General features: G+C 56.6%; 16 protein-coding genes and 1 pseudogene. 10 read left to right on the top strand and 7 right to left on the bottom strand.

Annotation, left to right across the window (positions count from 1 at the left end; all coding sequences use genetic code 11):
- Window positions 1-286: 286 nt before the first annotated feature.
- The 6 genes and pseudogenes from RYC18_RS01595 to RYC18_RS01575 all read left to right on the top strand — a co-directional run bounded on the left by RYC18_RS01595 (window position 287) and on the right by RYC18_RS01575 (window position 6,443).
- A complete protein-coding gene (locus RYC18_RS01595) occupies window positions 287-1,051 on the top strand; it encodes a LuxR family transcriptional regulator (RefSeq protein WP_004656728.1) in 765 nt (254 codons plus the stop codon).
- 94 nt (window positions 1,052-1,145) lie between these two features.
- Entirely contained in the window at window positions 1,146-2,069 is a 924-nt protein-coding gene (locus tag RYC18_RS01590; protein WP_005745306.1) for a proline iminopeptidase-family hydrolase, read from the top strand.
- A 267-nt stretch (window positions 2,070-2,336) separates the two neighbouring features.
- A pseudogene (locus tag RYC18_RS26290) lies at window positions 2,337-3,104 on the top strand (MCP four helix bundle domain-containing protein); the annotation flags it as partial.
- Window positions 3,081-3,962 carry a methyl-accepting chemotaxis protein gene (locus RYC18_RS26285; RefSeq protein WP_369812046.1) on the top strand — a complete coding sequence of 294 codons (882 nt, stop codon included), beginning with the start codon at window positions 3,081-3,083 and terminating at the stop codon, window positions 3,960-3,962. The pseudogene RYC18_RS26290 and the gene RYC18_RS26285, both read left to right, overlap by 24 nt.
- Before the next feature lie 215 nt (window positions 3,963-4,177).
- Window positions 4,178-4,807, top strand: a complete 630-nt coding sequence (locus tag RYC18_RS01580) for a response regulator (RefSeq protein ID WP_005780871.1) — start codon at window positions 4,178-4,180, stop codon at window positions 4,805-4,807.
- A 46-nt stretch (window positions 4,808-4,853) separates the two neighbouring features.
- Window positions 4,854-6,443 (top strand): hybrid sensor histidine kinase/response regulator, encoded by a 1,590-nt coding sequence (locus RYC18_RS01575; RefSeq protein ID WP_004666227.1) that lies wholly within the window; start codon window positions 4,854-4,856, stop codon window positions 6,441-6,443.
- Between the two features lie 47 nt (window positions 6,444-6,490).
- Here RYC18_RS01575 and RYC18_RS01570 read toward each other — a convergent pair whose 3' ends face one another.
- Together RYC18_RS01570 and RYC18_RS01565 are read right to left on the bottom strand one after the other, a co-directional pair.
- A complete protein-coding gene (locus RYC18_RS01570) occupies window positions 6,491-6,988 on the bottom strand; it encodes a hypothetical protein (RefSeq protein ID WP_039847271.1) in 498 nt (165 codons plus the stop codon).
- Window positions 6,989-7,217: 229 nt separating this feature from the next.
- Window positions 7,218-8,486 (bottom strand): OmpP1/FadL family transporter, encoded by a 1,269-nt coding sequence (locus RYC18_RS01565; RefSeq protein WP_004656740.1) that lies wholly within the window; start codon window positions 8,484-8,486, stop codon window positions 7,218-7,220.
- A 345-nt stretch (window positions 8,487-8,831) separates the two neighbouring features.
- Between RYC18_RS01565 and RYC18_RS01560 the strand changes: the two genes are divergently transcribed.
- Window positions 8,832-9,332 carry a GAF domain-containing protein gene (locus RYC18_RS01560; protein ID WP_002555174.1) on the top strand — a complete coding sequence of 167 codons (501 nt, stop codon included), beginning with the start codon at window positions 8,832-8,834 and terminating at the stop codon, window positions 9,330-9,332.
- Window positions 9,333-9,345: 13 nt separating this feature from the next.
- Here the strand turns inward: RYC18_RS01560 and RYC18_RS01555 are convergent, their stop codons facing one another.
- Entirely contained in the window at window positions 9,346-9,813 is a 468-nt protein-coding gene (locus tag RYC18_RS01555) for a GNAT family N-acetyltransferase (RefSeq protein WP_316882369.1), read from the bottom strand.
- A gap of 298 nt (window positions 9,814-10,111) precedes the next feature.
- Here RYC18_RS01555 and RYC18_RS01550 point away from each other — a divergent pair, with 298 nt between their 5' ends.
- The 3 genes from RYC18_RS01550 (at window position 10,112) to RYC18_RS01540 (ending at window position 13,232) form a co-directional block, all read left to right on the top strand.
- Window positions 10,112-11,935: an EAL domain-containing protein gene (locus RYC18_RS01550; RefSeq protein ID WP_316882367.1), complete on the top strand. Its 1,824-nt coding sequence runs from the start codon at window positions 10,112-10,114 to the stop codon at window positions 11,933-11,935.
- A 91-nt stretch (window positions 11,936-12,026) separates the two neighbouring features.
- Window positions 12,027-12,812 carry a sulfite exporter TauE/SafE family protein gene (locus RYC18_RS01545; protein ID WP_004666230.1) on the top strand — a complete coding sequence of 262 codons (786 nt, stop codon included), beginning with the start codon at window positions 12,027-12,029 and terminating at the stop codon, window positions 12,810-12,812.
- A gap of 219 nt (window positions 12,813-13,031) precedes the next feature.
- Window positions 13,032-13,232, top strand: coding sequence for a hypothetical protein (locus RYC18_RS01540; protein WP_002555178.1), 201 nt, complete (start codon window positions 13,032-13,034; stop codon window positions 13,230-13,232).
- Window positions 13,233-13,483: 251 nt separating this feature from the next.
- On the opposite strand, the gene RYC18_RS01535 is transcribed toward RYC18_RS01540, so the two are convergent.
- The 4 genes from RYC18_RS01535 to RYC18_RS01520 form a co-directional block, all read right to left on the bottom strand.
- Entirely contained in the window at window positions 13,484-13,678 is a 195-nt protein-coding gene (locus tag RYC18_RS01535; protein ID WP_005745315.1) for a hypothetical protein, read from the bottom strand.
- A gap of 189 nt (window positions 13,679-13,867) precedes the next feature.
- Window positions 13,868-14,107: a PLD nuclease N-terminal domain-containing protein gene (locus tag RYC18_RS01530; protein WP_002555179.1), complete on the bottom strand. Its 240-nt coding sequence runs from the start codon at window positions 14,105-14,107 to the stop codon at window positions 13,868-13,870.
- 244 nt (window positions 14,108-14,351) lie between these two features.
- Window positions 14,352-15,905, bottom strand: a complete 1,554-nt coding sequence (gene garD / locus RYC18_RS01525) for a galactarate dehydratase (protein ID WP_316882354.1) — start codon at window positions 15,903-15,905, stop codon at window positions 14,352-14,354.
- Window positions 15,906-15,915: 10 nt separating this feature from the next.
- Window positions 15,916-17,301 (bottom strand): MFS transporter, encoded by a 1,386-nt coding sequence (locus tag RYC18_RS01520; protein WP_002555181.1) that lies wholly within the window; start codon window positions 17,299-17,301, stop codon window positions 15,916-15,918.
- Between the last annotated feature and the right edge of the window lie 3 nt (window positions 17,302-17,304).

Genomic DNA, 17,304 nt, shown 5'->3' with positions numbered 1-17,304 from the left:
CACCCCTTTCACGCAAAAGGGCAGAGCGAAGTTGTAGTCGAACATTGACCATCCGTCGACTTTGATTGTTTTGCGCTCATCCGCCTTGCTCGCATACCCCATCGCACCTCACCTTTGCGGACGTCGCTCATGGCCTCAACCCTATCGCGCAGCGCCATGGCAAACAGCTAGCAATTCTTATAGGTTTTACACGACTGACAGCCGGTTGGACGCAGGCGTGGCACTGTCCTTGCTAATTGCTATATTAAGCCCCCTACACCGGCTCTATGACAAAGGAGGTCAAGCCATGCATATCAGGTTGTCGGATTTCAATTCGCGTCTGCAATCGGCATCTACAGTGGATCAGCAAATGGATTGCGCACTGTTACTGGCATCGGAGCTTGGATTCGATGCAGTGATTTACGATTACAGCCCGGTGCCTGTGTCCCATGATGGAGCACTGATCACACCTTCGTTGCTTTCATTGCGCAACACCCCGGCCGATTGGCACGCACTCTGGTGCAGCCAGGGGTACTACCAGATCGACCCGGTGCAACACCTGGCGGTGGCCAGCGTTTCGCCTTTTGTATGGTCATACCAGCCCAAGGCTGAAACGGTGCTGCAAACCTTTATCACCGACATGCACAAGCCGGTGGTGCGCTACCTGCATGACTCACACATGACGTGTGGCGTGACGGTGCCTATCCACATGCCCAAGGGCGGTTTCGCCACCCTGACAGGCCTGTGTTCCGACAGCAGCGACGCTGCACTGGAAGATGCCCGGCAGAGCCTGGCCGAGTTCGGTCTGCTGGCTCATGCCTTTCAGGAAGTCGCCTACCCGCTGTTTGACCAGAAGATGCGCTCCTGTAATGCGATCAAGCTCACCCGCCGCGAGCGTGAATGCCTGAGCTGGTCTGCCGAAGGGCTGACGGCCAGGGAAATCGCCGATCAGCTCAACCGTTCGGTCGCCACGGTGACGCTGCATCTGAATTCGGCCATGCAGAAACTGGGAGCCAAAAACCGTGTGCAGGCAGTCGTGCGTGCCGTTCACTACCGTTTACTCGACCAATGACCGGTTCATCAGCCAAAACCTATCATTTTCTATAGTTTTAAGATGCCACGCGCAGCGCTATGGTGCCCCGAACTATCCAGCAGGGACCGGCGACATGGCAGACATGACGATCAAGGAAGGTTTTGCGCCGTTCGGCGACTATCAGACGTGGTATCGCGTCACCGGCAACTTGCAAGGCCCGCGTACACCGTTGGTCATTCTGCACGGCGGCCCCGGCTGTACCCATGATTACGTGGACTCGTTCAAGGACCTCGCCAGTACCAGTCAGGCGGTGATCCATTACGACCAGTTGGGTAACGGAAAGTCGACTCGCCTGCCCCATGAGAGTCGCGAATTCTGGACAGTCGATCTGTTCCTGAGAGAGCTGAACAACCTGCTTGCCCACTTGGGCATCGAAGGTAATTACGCGTTATTGGGCCAGTCGTGGGGCGGCATGCTGGCTTCGGAGCATTCGGTGCTCCAGCCCAAAGGGCTGAAAGCGCTGATTGTCGCCAACTCCCCGGCAGATATGCAGACCTGGGTAAGCGAGGCCAACCGACTGCGCGAGGACTTGCCTGAAGCTGTGCAAGCTGCGTTGCTCAAGCACGAACAGGCAGGAACGTTGACTGACCCTGAGTACCTTGAAGCATCGCGGGCATTTTATGACCGTCATGTATGCCGCATCACACCCTGGCCGGACGAGGTGAAACGCACCTTCGACCAGATCGACGCGGACCCGACCGTGTATCACGCCATGAATGGCCCTACCGAGTTTCACGTTATCGGCACCCTGAAGAACTGGACCATTGTCGACAGGCTGGAAAACATCAAGGTCCCGACATTGGTGATTTCGGGGTTTTACGACGAAGCCACTCCACTCGTGGTGAAACCCTACGTGGAAAACATCCCTGACGTTCGCTGGTCGGTGTTCAGAGAGTCCAGCCACATGCCCCATGTGGAAGAAAGAATGGCCTGCATGGGCTGCGTAGCAGGTTTTCTGGATAAGTTATCTGTGGCCGCTACCGTGTCAGCGGCTTAGTCCTGCAGTCCCGACTGAACACAGACCTCGAACCCCCTACAACTAGAGTTAATACTTTAGAAATAGTGAGCTGCGTAAACCGTTAACATTATTTACTTTGTGACGGGGACTTTTAGCGCCTGATGCTTAACAGAACCCACATGGCATTATGTCCATCATGAAATAACTTTCATCGCGATTAATTAAAGCTCCTCAGGCGTCAGCAGAAAAACAGATATCGGAAAGGAACGCATTGCCCTTCCGCCTGTTTTGCCGCTGGAGGCAACCATGAACATCAGATCGCTGAATATTTCACGCAGGGCATCCCTGTTTTTTGGCGTTATTACCTTGCTGCTGATTGGCCTCGGAGGATTCTCCTACGTGCAGATCGACCATCTGCGCACGGCCGAGCAGAACATCGAAGAAAACTCGTTGCCCAGCATTCAGGTCGTCGACGACATTCAGATCGCCCTGCTTCACGCTCGTCTGGAAAGCATCAGGATGCTCGCCAGTACCGACCCTGCCGTGCACAGCACAGCAGAAGCCAAAGCCCGGGAAGCGATAGAGGCGCTCAGGTCGAACAGCGAGTTTTATCGGAAAAATCTGATTTCGGGCGAAGCCGACCGTGCGCAATTCGAAGACGCCAACAGCAAGATGGGGGCCTACATCGACGGCGTGAAACAGATCATCGCCCTGGACAGTTCCGATCATGAAAAAGCTGTTTCCTTTGCTAACGCAGAACAGGTTCAGCGCGCCAATGCCTATCAGGAAAAACTCACCACCCTGCGTGGGCACAACGCTGAAGAAGCCGTGAGCTCCGGAAAAGATGCCACCGACGTGTACAACCACAGCGTCAATGTATTGCTGACCGTTGTTATTGCAGCGTCCCTTCTGACTGTGGTTCTGGCGATTACCCTGACACGCAGTATTGTCGATCCGCTCAACGCTTCCCTCAAACTGGCAGAAGACATCGCCGCAGGCGACCTGACCCGGCAACTGGGCATTACCGGCAGCGACGAAGCATCACGCTTGATGACGGCCCTCAACACCATGTCGGGGAACCTGCGTACCACCATTCATGAGATTTCCGGCGCATCCGCCCAATTAAGTACCGCTGCCGTCGAGATGACGTCAATCACCGAAAGCGCCGACCGTACACTGCAACAACAGAACAGCGAAATCGAACAGGCCGCCACTGCTGTAAACGAAATGAGTGCTGCCGTAGAAGAAGTCGCTCGTAATGCTACGTCTACCTCCCAGGCCGCCCAACAATCCAGCCTCTCTGCCGACCTGGGCAACCAGCGCGTGACCGAAACCCTGACCGCCATGCACAACCTGACCGGCCTGGTCGAGGGCTCCTCTGCACAAGTCACGGCCCTGGCCGGCCAGGCACAGGACATCAGCAAAGTGTTGGGCGTGATTCGCGGAATTGCCGAGCAGACCAACCTGCTGGCATTGAACGCAGCCATCGAAGCCGCGCGTGCCGGTGAACAAGGCCGGGGGTTTGCCGTGGTGGCTGATGAAGTACGCGCGCTGGCACATCGCACACAAACGTCCACTCAGGAAGTCGAACAGATGATCTCGGCGATTCAGGCCGGTTCTTCGGCCACAGTCGAGTCCATGCAGAAGAGCACTCAGGAAGTCCACAGCACTCGCAAGACGGCAGAAGACGCCGGACAATCGCTGCGCCAGATCACCGACTCGGTACTGGAAATCAATAACCGTAACCTGCAGATCGCTGCGGCATCGGAACAACAGGCGCATGTAGCACGTGATGTTGACAGAAGTCTGATCAGCATCCGTGATCTGGCCGTACAGAGCAGCGAAGGCACCCGGCAAACACTGATTGCCAGTACCGAACTTTCGCAGTTGGCAGTCAACTTGAATGATCTTGTACTGCGCTTCAAGACATAATGCGAAACGGGATCCATAACTATCAGGCATGGCGGCAGGGCAGCGGATTCGTCTGCTGCACCTTTTCATAGCGCTAGTGCCATTTCTGGCAAAAAAAAATAACAAAATGCCAGCACTCGGCTGTCATTAAAGTTGCATTTCATGTGTTTCATTAACGATACAAATACCTGCTATCAGGTATGATGCGCGCTACTTGAATACGGGAAGTATGAGGTATGCCGTGCAGAATCATTGTGGCCGACGACCACCCGCTGTTTCGTGAGGGCATGCTGCGTACTATCGAGCGGCTGATACCCGAAGCGATTATTGAAGAAGCAGGCAATCTGGATGAAGTACTCACCCTCGCACGCCGGGGTGATGAGGTCGACACACTGGTGCTAGACCTGCGCTTTCCGGGGCTCACTTCGATGCAGACCATCGGCAGCCTGCGCAGCGAGTTCAAACGCACTTCAATCATTGTCGTCTCGATGGTCGATGATCTGGACACCATTTCACAGGTCATGTCTCAGGGTGCGGATGGCTTCATCGGCAAAAATATAGACCCCCTGGAAATTGCCGAATCCATCATCGCCATCCGCGATGGCGAAGTGGTGGTCAAGTACAAGCCCGAAGGTTCGTTACTGAGCGATCTGGACTCTGGCGCAATCAGCCATCTGACCGTACGTCAAAGAGAAGTACTGGGGCTTGTGGCGTCGGGAAAAACCAACAAGGAAATCGCCAGGGATCTGGGTATTTCACCCTTTACCGTGCGTATTCATGTCTCCAGCCTGCTCAAGGCGCTTGGTGTGCCCACCCGATCGGCCGCCGCTGCACAGTTTTCCAGCCTGGCCGGCAAACAGCACTGAGACGGTAGCCGTCATGTCACTACTGCCCCAACGAATAGATCTGGAAATGACTCAGGCGCTGCTGCGCATGGCGGTCATTGCCACATCGATCCTTTACGCACTGATCGCGTATGGGATGGGTGAAATGTCAGAGAACAAGCTGTTTGTGATCCTGGCTTATTGCATGGGCTTCGGCGTCGTCACGGTGGGGCTGATCATACGCATTGCCCAGCGCCCGGGTGCCTCCGGCAGACGACGTCTGTTTGCCCTGGTGACCGATAATCTGGCGGGAATCGTAACGATCTCGGTTGGCGGCGAGGCCATGTTGCCGGTGTACTCGGTAATGCTGAGCATGACGGTCGGCTACGGTATGCGCTACGGTCGCAACTACCTGCTGCTGGCAACCGGCTTTTCCATGATTTCGTTGATGATCATCATCGTGCTCACGCCGTTTCTGCGTGAACACCATGCTGTGGCCGTCATGATGATCCTGACCATGCTGGTCCTGCCACTGTTTGTCTATTTTCTGCTTGGCCGACTGCACATGGCCCTTGAAGAAACCCAGGCGGCCAATCAGGCCAAGTCAAGGTTTCTGGCACAGGCCAGTCATGACCTGCGCCAGCCGATCCACTCCATCAGCCTGTTTACTGCCTGCCTGCGCGATGCGGCTTTGGGCGATAACGAACAACGTCTGGTAAATAACATCGACCGGGCATTGAGTGCGGTAGAACAACTGTTTCGTTCGTTGCTGGACATCTACACCCTCAATCAGGGCGAAGTCGCACCGCGCCCCGAATCAGTCGACCTGGATGCACTGCTCAACGGGCTGGCCGCTCAGAACAGCGAGGCTGCCACCTGGGCTGGCGTGGACATTCGCGTACACAGCGGCAACCATCACGTCTGGACCGACCCGGCATTGTTGCGCACGCTGTTGCAGAACCTTGTCTCCAATGCTTTCAAATACGCGCCGGGCAAACCGATTCTGATTGGCTGTCGCCGGCAAAAAGGCACAGTCAGCATTGGTGTTTATGATCGGGGCCGCGGCATACCCGCCGAGCACTTGCCGCACTTGTGCAACGAGTTCTATCGCGTCCGCGAGAAGCGTGACCGCGACATTGAAGGTGTTGGCCTGGGGCTGAGTATCGTCAGCCGTATCGCCAGGCTCATGAATCTGCGGGTCAATATCAGTTCAGTGCCCGAGCGCGGCACTGCGGTAACCGTCAGCGGCCTGAAAGCCGTGGCCGCCAGCCAGCCGGTGAACAACATCGAAATCAACTGGAATACCCGCCTGCTTTCCGGCCTGCGCGTCATGCTGATCGAAGACAATCGCAACGTGCTTGAAGCCACCGCCATGTTGCTGCGCAGATGGGGCTGCGAGGTACAGACCTTCAGCAGCATCCCCGAGATCAGTGTCGACTGTGATCTGGTAGTCACTGACTTCGATCTGGATCGTACGGCCTCGGGCGCCGACTGCATTGCCTACCTGAGCGGGCTGCAGGGAAGGCGCATACCCGCCATCGTGATTACCGGCCATGAGCTTCAGCACGTCCGGCAGACGCTGAACGATCCGGATATCCCCGTTCTATCAAAACCGGTAAGGCCGGTCGAACTGCGCTCGCTGTTGCTGAGTTTCAAGGCCGGTTCGGCGGTGTACTGACAGTCGTTGGAATGTGTTGCTTGCAGACGTTGGGCAGCGAGCTGTGGTCAATCAGTTGTGAAGCGCTCAACCACATTGCCCTTGAACTTGATGAAAATGCGCGTAATCGACGCTTTTCTTCCGGTAGCTTGCGTGCCGCTCAGTGTGCTTGCGTCGCCTATCATTTCCTGCGCATCGCCCATACGCGATTGCCCTTGAAGCAAGGTGGATGCCGCGTCTCCGGAACCGTATCGGTTGGAGTACTTGACCGCCATTTTGGTCAATGAGTTAAGACCTGATTCGTTACGGTCGTAGTACCACTCAGAGCTGTTATCGGAAACATTGTCCTGTGCCGAATAAGGCGCACCAAACGCCTGGCGAATCTGTTCCTTGGTCGACTTGCGGGCAATGATGTTGGCTTTTATATAGTCAGGCGCATATTTGTAATCACCGGTCAGGGTATCGAGCGGGTTGCCGCCACCGGTCGAACAGGCCGTCATGGTTACTGTGACCAGCGTAATCGCCGCCAACCCCCTTATGTTTGCCAAATGGCGAGAAATACCCATGCGCGTTCCCTCTGAAAACAAAGTCTGTTGTGAGTGATCCGTTTACACCACTGCAAGACCTGTTACGGTCGCGCACGCGCGGCCGGCGACGTTATAAAAACGTCGTCTGCCATCAACAAGTCAGGGTGTTATTCAGCGCATTAGCTTAAGTTGCCGAACCAGGGCCAGCCATAGTACGGATGTACTAGTAACAGTAAGGATGTACTGCTTCTGCAGACTGACAACTTTCTCAGAAACGGTAAGTCGCCCCCACGCCCAAAAAGCTGGCGCGGTTCTGATAGCGCGCGCTGTAACTGGCCAGCGCATTGGCACGGCTGACATCAACGCTTTCTTCTTTAAGATAGGCGTAGGCAACATCAAGGGTCAGTTCTTTGCTGACGTCATAACCCGCCCCCACACTGAAGATCGTACGGTCGCCGGTCGGTGTGCGTGGCGAGCGATTGGTATTGCTGGTCGGTGACTGATCCAGACGGATGCCGGTACGCAACGACCAGTGTGAATCCAGTCGATACGATGTGCCGAGCGCATAGGCCCAGGTATCGTGCCAGTCCAGCCCGCCAGCGATAGCGCCAGACAAGGACGCAGCAAGTATCCCTCCACGCGCAGGGCTGATGTTCTCGGTGCTGAAACTCAGGTCCTTCATGCGGCTCCAGCGCGTCCAGGTCGTCCCCGCATAAAGTGTCCAGGCATCGGTGAGCTTCTGGGTGACTGACAATTCGTAGGATTCAGGAGTATCGACCTGTAGCGAGCAGTCATAGCGATTGCTGCTCAGCAACTGGGCTGGCGTACCGGCACCTGTGGCAACCTCGGTGTGGCAATCCAGGTCGTAGCGCACTTTGGAGTGGTAGGTCAAACCAGCCTGCGTGGTATCAGTCAGGCTGGCCAGAACGCCGATATTGAAGCCCAGCGCGACATCCTTGCCCTTCACCTTCACATTACTGTCGGCGATGGCCGGGTTAAGCGTCAGGTCCGACTCCAGCGAGCCGGCAAACTGATTGATGGTCGGCCCGAAGCCCACCGATACCCTGTCATTGAAGGCATAACTCAATGTCGGTTGCAGGGTCAGAACTTTTGCATCGCTCTTGCTGGCAAAGGCGCGCCCTTGAAAACCGCGTTCGTAATCCGTCGCCAGACCGAACGGCACGTACGCGCCAAGGCCGATGGCCCAGTGTTCATTCAGCCTGCGAGTATAAAAACCGAACGGGATGGCCTTGAATGGCACCATGTCGCCATCGTTGCTGCCGCTCGAACGTCCACTCGCCTGGCTGATATCCGTCGATGCATCGATAAAGGTAGCGCCACCGGTGACCTGCTGGCCGGCCAGACGCGCCATGCCTGCAGGGTTGCCGTATACCGTGCCGGCATCTTCGGCGGCAGAGGCCCGGCCCGCAAACGCTGTGCCCATGCCACTTATACCTTGCTCGTTAAGCGCAAAGCCGCCTGCATACAAGTGCGTGGAAATCATGGCAACCGTGAAGCCCAGGGTCGTCTTGTGCATGGTGTTCAATGCTCGCAGTAAAGGGGGTCCGGTCAACCCGTTTGAAGGGGAAACTGCCTGCATACACCTGCAAAGTGTTTTCAGGCATTCCATGCGCTGGCAAACCTGCGATTTTATCAACGCAAAAATAGGATCCCTATAGTACACATGTACTAGTACACACCTCTTGGGTAAGTCCTTAACGTTGACAAGGGCATTAAACTCGTTAAATAGTTGGAGGCGAGGAACACAATATTTTATGTAAGCCACGATCAGGTATGGCACGATCACTTCCTGCACAAGATCGGCAGCGTCAGGCGTACTGCCAAGGCTGCATCAGTGCTTTTATGACCAGGGTGACGCATTTTGAACAACAAATTGACTTCAGCAGAGCTGGCAGTCATCAGTGAGATCGAGGCCACTTCCAGCCTGTTAAGGCTGGTGACCCGGCTAACCGGCCTGAGATTCGCGGCAATTGCCAAAGTAACCGAAACCAGCTGGACGGCATGTGCTGTGTACGACGAGATCAAGTTCGGACTGGAGGCCGGTCACGAGCTCAAACTGGAAACCACGCTGTGCAATGAGTTACGCCAGCACAAGCGTCCTATAGTGATCAACGAAGTTGCCACGGATGCGGTCTACGCAGAGCACCCCATCCCGAAACTCTACGGTTTTCAGAGCTATTTCTCGTTGCCGATCATTTTCCCCAACGGAGACTTTTTCGGCACGCTGTGCGGTCTGGACAACCTGCCGACGCCACTTGACGATGCCGATACGCTCGATACCCTGAAAGTCTTCTGCACGTTGATCGCCAGCACGCTGTACGCGCACTACCAACTGCAGGAAATGCAGGAAGTCACTGCTTAAGGCATGGAATGCCTCAGGTGCGCAATTGCCGTTCCATGATCAATGTGCGCTCCTCCCCTTCCTGATGCTCTCGTACCAACCTGAAACCCAGCGCCTTGTAAAACTCCTGCGCAGTCAAGGATGACGGCACAATCAGCAGCCCTATATCAGTCTCCAGGGCGACACGTTCCAGCTTTGCCATCAACAAACGCCCGACGCCCCGACGATGCCAGTCAGGGTCGACAAACACCGAGCGCACAACCTGACCCTCCAGGCTGTCAGTTCCGACAACCACCTCCCCCGCCACCGCCACCGCCACCGCCACAAACATCCGACGTTGCTGCATGAGCCGCTCAATGGCAGACGGGCTGAAACTCAATTGCACGCGCTCGATCACACTGACTGGGTAATCCCTGGCATTGCTGGTGCGCAAGGCAGCCAGCACCACTCGACTGATGGCGTCAGCGTCTGCTCTCCGTGCGGGTCGAACCTTGATGTCCATTTTTCGTACCTGGGCAGATAAACCGCACATGAAGAGCACAGTGAAAGCCGGCTTCGTTGATACCGAGCCATGACCGTTTTGCTGATGTGTAACCAAACGACGAATGGCATTTTTTGTAACACTCTGCATACAAACGAGCAGGCCCTTTATCTTATGGGGCTGCGCGACCGATAGCGCTTAAAAAGTAGCCGTCTGCGGCCGATCAACCTGTACCTCGCCTGTAATTGAATTTTTTTCATCTGTTAAAGTCGGCTCCGTGATGTCATATAGTCATCACCGAACACCCATCGAGAATTTTATGAACGCCAGTGCCCCCATTCCGCTGAATGAAACGCAACGTCTGTTGCGCATCAGGGAGCTGTGCGTACTTGAAAACACCTCTGACGACGTGTTCGATGAAATCGTGGCGATGACCGCCGATTTCTTCCAGGCGCCGATTGCGTTGATCTCGATTGTCGATGAACACCGTCAGTGGTTTCGCGCCAGAGTGGGTTTGAATGCCCAGGAAACGCCACGCAACGTCTCCTTCTGTGCTTACACGATCCTTTCCGACTCGCTGTTTGAAATTCCGGATGCGACCCTCGACGACCGGTTCATGAACAATAGCCTGGTGACCGGCCACCCCGATATTCGCTACTACGCGGGTGCCCCGCTGATTACCGATGACGGCATCGCTCTGGGCAGCCTGTGCGTGATCGACACCAAGCCGCGTGAACCGATGAGCGAGCATCAGATGCAGATGCTCAAGCGTTTCGCCTCACTGGTCATGAAGCGCATAGTCAGCTTGCGCCTCAGTTGCTTCATTGACCAGCCGACCGGCCTGTACAACCGGTCACGCCTGCAGGAAGACATCCATCAGGCACTGCTATCGAGCGTTGATTATCAGTTGGTCGTGGTGGACATGATCACCTCTGCGTTCCTGAACGATATCGTCAAGGCTCTGGGCTACAGCTTCTCTCAGGATCTGGTGACAGAAATCAAGAGCCGCCTGGAGCATCTGCTGCCGCCAACCTGTTCGCTGTACAAGGTCAGCCCTACCCGCTTCGGCTTTCTGCTGCCCGGAGAAAGAGCGCCTGATCATCTGTTTCGTACCATTCTCGAAGACTTCGAGACACCGGTAGAATGCCGGGGCATCCCGGTGCAAATGCAGGTGGGTCTGGGGGTTGTCACCCTGAACCGCGACCCGACCGAAGAGCCGGACTGGATGCGCATGGTCATCAGCGCTGCCGATGATGCCCGCGACCGGAATCTGGGCTGGGCGATGTATGAGCCGCACTTCGATGCCGCCCAGCAACGTGCTTTCAAACTGCTCAGTTCGTTGACCAGCGCAGTCCACTCGCATGATCAACTGCGCCTGGTCTACCAGCCGCGCATCGACCTCGCCTCTGGTGTGTGCACCTCGGTAGAAGCCTTGCTGCGCTGGAACCACCCGACGCTCGGTCCCATCGGACCTGCCGAATTCGTACCGCTGGCCGAGAAAACCGCACTCATGCGTCCGCTGAGTCTGTGGGTGCTGACAAGCGCAATCGAGCAGGCCGCCCGCTGGCAGCAACAAGGCTTCGATTTCCGTATTGCGATCAACGTTACCCCGGAAGACCTTACCGGCCCGGCTTTCACTGACCGGATGATTCGCCTGCTGGGCCAGCACAAGATCGACCCCACACGCTTTGAGCTGGAGTTCACCGAGGGCGCGTTGATGCACAACCCGGCCGAAGTGCGTCACCAACTGGAACGCATGCGTCAGATGGGCATGGATGTGGCGATCGATGACTTTGGTACGGGCTACAGCAACTGGAACTACCTGCGGCAATTGCCCGCGACCACCGTCAAGCTCGATCAGTCGCTGATTCGCAATCTGGCGTCTGACAAGACCGATCAGCGTCTGGTCAAGGCACTGATCGGCCTTGCCAAGAAGCTGGGTTATTGCGTGGTGGCCGAAGGCATCGAGACAGACGAAATTCGCCGCCTGGTCAAGCAATGGGGCTGTGATGAGGGGCAGGGCTATCTGATTTCCAAGCCTATGGAAGCCGACGCCGTACTCAACTGGCTAGGCCCGGACCGCCGCCTGCAAACGGTCACTGAAGCCGCCGAAGCCGCTGTCATCCGCGACAAACGGTTATAACCTTAGAACACTTCTTCATAACCGTTTGCAACACAAGCCGTTATGCTGCCCGCCACTTTTTGCCTGATGCGTTTGCTTGAATAGGTTGGTTATGGAAGCGGGTGGTCTGGGGTTTGTAGTTGCAGGGTTGGTAGTCGGTTTTATCGTTGGCATGACCGGAGTCGGCGGCGGCTCGCTGATGACGCCTATTCTGTTGTGGTTCGGCATCAACCCGGCCACGGCGGTCGGCACGGACCTGCTATATGCAGCGATTACCAAATCCGGCGGGGTTCTGGTACATCGCAAGAATGACAACATCGACTGGAAAGTCACCGGGCTGCTGACCCTGGGCAGCGTCCCTGCCGTGCTGCTGACGCTGTGGTTCCTGAGCACACTGCATACCGCACCTGAGGCCCTGAACGCGATCATCAAGCAGGCGCTGGGCTTTGTACTGCTGTTGACTGCCCTGGCCGTTCTGTTCAAGAAAAAGCTGCTGGCCTTCGCTCATGGTCGCGGGGATGGACATTCGTTTTTCAGCGGTACGAGCCTGACAGTATTGACCGTCATCACCGGCTTGATCCTCGGCACCATGGTCGCACTGACGTCCATTGGTGCGGGCGCGCTGGGTACCGTTGCGTTGTTCATCCTCTACCCTCTGCTACCGACCCGGCGTCTGGTAGGCACGGAAATCGCCCACGCCGTCCCTCTTACGCTGGTTGCAGGTCTGGGCCACGCGAGCATGGGTAACATGAACTGGGAATTGCTGGGCTGGCTGCTGATGGGTTCATTGCCGGGCATTTACCTGGGCAGCCACATGGCGGGCCGCGTTTCCGACGACCTGCTGCGGCCTTTCCTGGCCATCATGCTGGGCATGATCGGCTTCAAGCTGGTGTTCTGATCGGCGCCTATCCATCAGCCTGTCACATTTCTGAGTCAGGCTTGCCCACGAACACAGTCTCGAAAGCCGCAGAGCCGGTTTGCCTGCAGGCCGTGCGCACTCATCGGGAATTGTAATTTTTTGTAGCGAGACACCGATTTTCGGCGCAGGATTTCGTGCGTCAGCTTCAGCGCCGATGACCCGGCACAGACTTACCCTCACTGAAAGGAGATGCCAACAATGCTCATCCGAATTGAAGAAGGTGTATATGGCGACGCTTGGGTTGTAATACTGGACGACTATCCGGTCAAATGCCGGAGCTGGCAGGAAGCCAGAGAATTTGCCGACCGCATGAAATCCAGAATCGACGCGCCTCATTCGCTGCCGCACATGACACGCCGCGCAGCCGCCGAAATAAGCGTTCAGGCGGCCGCCCGCTAGACCGACTCCATCCCTGCGAATCACTCGACACAGCGTTGCCACGCAACCGGCGACGCTGTTTCACCCCGTCACCACGCCGCTTGAATTATCGAACCACTTCTCGTTTCCATGACATCCGTTTCACATCCTCTTCACGTCCGGCTGCGTAAATTGACCCTACTCCTTTGATGAATCCCATTTGGCCCACCCCGTTGTGGGCCATTTTTTTGCCTGTAAAAAAGTACCAGCACTCCTCCATGGATCAGGCCGGTTTATTCGCTTCGCACTGTTTGCGACGAAGAAGCAGTCAGGACCGGACTGCTCAGGACACCAGCGCTCAGCTCCGCCAAGCGATCATTGCCTGTACCGTTGGCCGTGTTGTTGCTCCAATTCGCTGTCGTCGTTGCCACCCAGCCCAACACAAACAATGCAACCGCCTGCAACGCCCACTTGGTAATGATCGACATGTGCTCTCTCCTTGTTCGGGTCTGGATGGCGAGCATGTAAACACCTCACCATGACAGAAGAATTGCAGAGATTTTTATTTTTGCCAGCCACAAGCGCATCTTTGTGAAAAGAAGGTTTTTGAAACAGGAATGAGCGGTCTGCAGGAGAAATACCCACACTCATGAGCGGGGTATTTCCGGAAGGCGGGGTCAGTACTTGGTGCTTTGTTGCTCAGGCCTGGCAGGCGTGTCCACATGGCGCGGACCAGCGACCAGCAGGGCCAATACGCCAGCAATCGGCACGGCAACAACAACGATGATCCACATCAGCTTGTTGCTGGATTGTGTCTTGCTCTTGCGAATACGCATGACTGCCCAAATGTCCGAAATCACGATCAGAGCAGTCAGCGCTGCAAACAGCCACAAATGATTTTCCGATATCCAACCCATTTGAAATCTCCTGCACCATCAACGAAGGCAGCCAGACCGGCTGCCCTACTGTAGAAGATGCTGGAAAGCGGCCTAAAGTTCAGAGAATCTTTCGGATTGTGACCGGGTGCTCAGCCCAGAGGCAAGAGCGTTCAGAACGGCACACACAAGCAGAGCATGAGCACGATAGGCGTATTCCTCTGCACATCGTTCCTCACGTTCCAGCGTGGGAATGCCGTTCGTGACGCTCCGCGTCACACTCCCGTCAGGTAATCGGTGCCGGGTTGAACAGCGTGATGTCGTTGTGCAGCCGGTAGTGCTCGGTCCAGGTCTTTTTCTTGCCGCTGGCCACATCCAGATAGAAGTGGAAAAGCTCCCAGCCCAGGTCCTCGATGCTTGCGCGTCCTGTGGCAATGCGTCCGGCGTCTATGTCGATCAAGTCAGGCCAGCGCTGAGCCAGTTCGGTGCGGGTCGAGACCTTCACCACCGGTGCCATCGCCAGACCATACGGCGTACCGCGTCCGGTAGTGAACACATGCAGGTTCATACCGGCCGCCAATTGCAACGTACCGCAGACGAAGTCACTGGCAGGCGTAGCGCAGAAGATCAGCCCCTTGCCATTGACCCGCTCACCAGGGCCGAGCACGCCATTGATGGCGCTGCTGCCTGACTTGACGATAGACCCTAGAGACTTCTCGACAATGTTCGACAACCCGCCCTTCTTGTTGCCAGGCGTGGTGTTGGCGCTGCGATCAGCCTCGCCTTTGGCCAGGTAACGGTCGTACCAGTCCATTTCCCGCACCAGAGCCTGCGCGACCTCCTGGTCCTGCGCGCGTGATGTCAGCAGATAGATGGCGTCGCGCACTTCGGTCACTTCGGAAAACATCACCGTCGCACCGGCACGCAGTAACAGATCCGAGGCGTAGCCCAGCGCCGGGTTGGCGGTGATGCCGGAAAACGCATCACTGCCGCCGCACTGCATGCCAAGGATCAACTCCGACGCCGGAACCGTTTCACGACGCCGCAGATCCAGCTTTTTCAAACGTGTTTCGGCCAGTTCCATGATCTGTTCGATCATTTCATTGAAGCCATGACTGGAATCCTGCAAGCGATACAGCCAAGGCTCGCTGAGGTCCACCGAGCTGTCGCCCTCATGCATGACCTGCCCGGCCTGCAACTTCTCGCAGCCCAGGCTGATCACCAGCGCCTCGCCACCCAGGTTCGGGTTGCGTGCCAGATTGCGCACAGTACGAATCGGAATATAGGCATCGGTGGCAGTGATTGCCACGCCGCAGCCGTAGCTGTGAGTCAGGGCCACGACGTCATCGACGTTCGGGTACTTGGGCAACAGCTCGTCGCGGATGCGCTTGACCGCGTGGTCCAGCACACCGGTCACGCACTGCACGGTGGTGGTGATACCCAGAATGTTACGGGTACCCACGGTGCCGTCAGCGTTGCGATAGCCTTCGAAGGTATAACCCTCCAGCGGGGCCTGTTTCTCGGGCACCGCGTCGGACATCGGCAGGCTGTCGAGCGCAGGTGCCGAGGGCATGCGCAGTTGGTCTTCCCTGACCCAGCTGCCACGCGGTATCGGTTGCAGCGCATAGCCAATGGTGTGGCCGTAACGAATCACGGCCTCGCCCACGGCGAGGTCAACAGTACTGACCTTGTGGCTCTGCGGGACGTTATCGACAGTCACCAGGCCGTTGTCGAATTCGGTTCCGGCCGGCACGCCCTGGTCGTTGACCACGACCACGACGTTATCCAGCGGATGCAGCCGGATATAGCGCGGCGAATCGGCATGTTGAATCAGGTTCATCACGGTTTCCTCAGGATTTCGCTTCGGAAAGGTCGCTGACCGAGTCGTTCAGCAATGGCCCCTTGGCAGGCGGCTCTTTCAATTCCACACGCTTGATTTCACCCACGATGAAAATGTAACTGATCACCGCCAGCAGCGCGTTGGCGCCCACGAACACCAGTGCCCATTTGAACGAGCCGGTGCTGCTGATGATGTAACCAATCACGATCGGAGTGGTGATCGATGCAATGTTACCGAAGGTGTTGAACAGACCACCGCTCAAACCGGCAATCTGCTTGGGTGAAACATCGGACATGACAGCCCAGCCCAGTGCACCGACGCCTTTGCCGAAGAATGCCAGGGCCATGAAACCCACCACCACCCATTCGATGTCAACGTAGTTGCAGGTCACGATCGAGGTGGACAGCAGCAGGCCACCAATGATCGGCGCCTTGCGGGCAAAGGTCAGCGAGTGGCCCTTGCGCAGCAGGTAGTCGGAGATGATTCCGCCCAATACCCCGCCGATGAAGCCGCAGATAGCCGGCAACGAGGCAATGATGCCCGCCTTGAGGATGGTCATGCCGCGCTCCTGAACCAGGTACACCGGGAACCAGGTCAGGAAGAAGTAGGTGATGCCGTTGATGCAGTATTGGCTGAGGTAGATACCCAGCATCATGCGGTTGGTCAGCAACTGGCGAATGTAATCCCACTTGGGGCCGCTGCTGGCTGTTTTTTGCGCGCCTTTACCCTTGTCCTGATCCAGATCGACCAGCGCGCCATTGCTGGAAATGTGCTCCAGTTCGGCCTCGTTGATCATCGGGTGGTTGCGCGGGCCGTAGATGACCTTCATCCAGATCATCGAGAACAGGATACCGACTGCGCCCATGACCACGAATACGTGCTGCCAGCCGTAGGTGTAGACAATCCAGCCCATCAGCGGGGCGAACAGAACGGTGGCGAAGTATTGCGCCGAGTTGAAGATCGCCGAGGCCGTGCCGCGCTCGGCGGTCGGGAACCAGGCGGCGACGATGCGGGCGTTGCCCGGGAAGGAAGGCGCTTCAGCCAGCCCGACCAGAAAGCGCAGCATGAACAGCGCGACGATGGCGGTGGAAATGCCGAACTCACCCACATAGCCTTGCAGCAGGGTGAATAGCGACCAGGTGAAAATGCTCATGGCGTAGACTTTCTTCGACCCGAAACGGTCGAGCAGCCAGCCACCGGGGATCTGACCGGCCACGTAGGCCCAGCCAAATGCGGAGAAGATATAGCCCAGAGTGACCGGAGTAATGCCAAGGTCTTTCTGGATGCTGGAACCAGCGATAGCGATGGTGGCACGGTCGGCGTAGTTGATCGTGGTGACCAGAAACAGCATCAACAGAATCAAATAGCGGACGTGCGTCGGCTTGGACTTTTGCATGGT

It is taken from the genome of Pseudomonas syringae group sp. 247E2 (genome assembly GCF_032587795.1).
GTDB lineage: Bacteria > Pseudomonadota > Gammaproteobacteria > Pseudomonadales > Pseudomonadaceae > Aquipseudomonas > Aquipseudomonas amygdali.
This window is presented reverse-complemented; position numbering and strand designations above follow the sequence as displayed.